The following is a 758-nucleotide window of genomic DNA, read 5'->3' on the forward strand; positions in this document are numbered from 1 at the left end:
GGTTCGAATGGCTCAGGATCAAACGGTTCAGATGCAAATAGTTCCGACTCCAATGGCTCAGGATCAAACGGTTCAGGTTCAAACGGTTCAGATGCAAATAGTTCCGACTCTAATGGCTCAAACAATAGCGGTTCTGGTAACAACAGTTCTAGTTCAAATGGAACTGGTACTGGAAACGGTGGCTCTAGCAACACTGGTTCCGGCTCGAACAATACAGGAAACACTTCAAATGGTTCAGGCTCAAACGGCTCGGGCTCAAATGGTTCAAGTAGTAATGGCTCAGGATCAAACGGTTCAGACACAGCTTCAGGTACAGCTGCAGAAACTGCAGGAGTAGACACAACTAAGGCTGCTGACAGAAAGCTGACTCACAATGCCTACTTCTACAACAAGGATGGTAAACGTGCTAACTTGTTAGTAGCTAAGAAGGGTTCAACCATAACAACATACGGCACACAAACAATTGGTAATCGTGAATTTTACGAAACTAAGAATGGTTTGTTTGTTGCAGTGAACAACTTCAGAGCGCAAAAGCGGACTTTGAAGAAGAACGCATTTGTATACAAGAAGGATGGCACACGTGTTGGTGGTAAAGTACTTAAGAAGAACAGTAAAGTAGCTACATACGGTGATCCAATAGTAATTCGTGGCAAGTCATACTTCATTATTGACAACAACCGCTATGTGAAGGCAGCGAACTTTGGTGCCGTAACACTAGAAGCAAATAATGTGCCTGCAGACGGAGTAACTGCAAATGC

Annotated in this window: 1 protein-coding gene; it reads left to right on the top strand. The window is 43.9% G+C overall.

Annotated elements, in window-relative coordinates; all coding sequences use genetic code 11:
- Nucleotides 1–758, top strand: a 758-nt coding sequence (locus H3R25_RS08930) for an SLAP domain-containing protein (protein ID WP_198195175.1), incomplete at both ends; no start/stop codon positions are given.

It is taken from the genome of Lactobacillus sp. M0390, from assembly GCF_016102085.1.
In the GTDB taxonomy this organism is placed as follows: domain Bacteria; phylum Bacillota; class Bacilli; order Lactobacillales; family Lactobacillaceae; genus Lactobacillus; species Lactobacillus apis.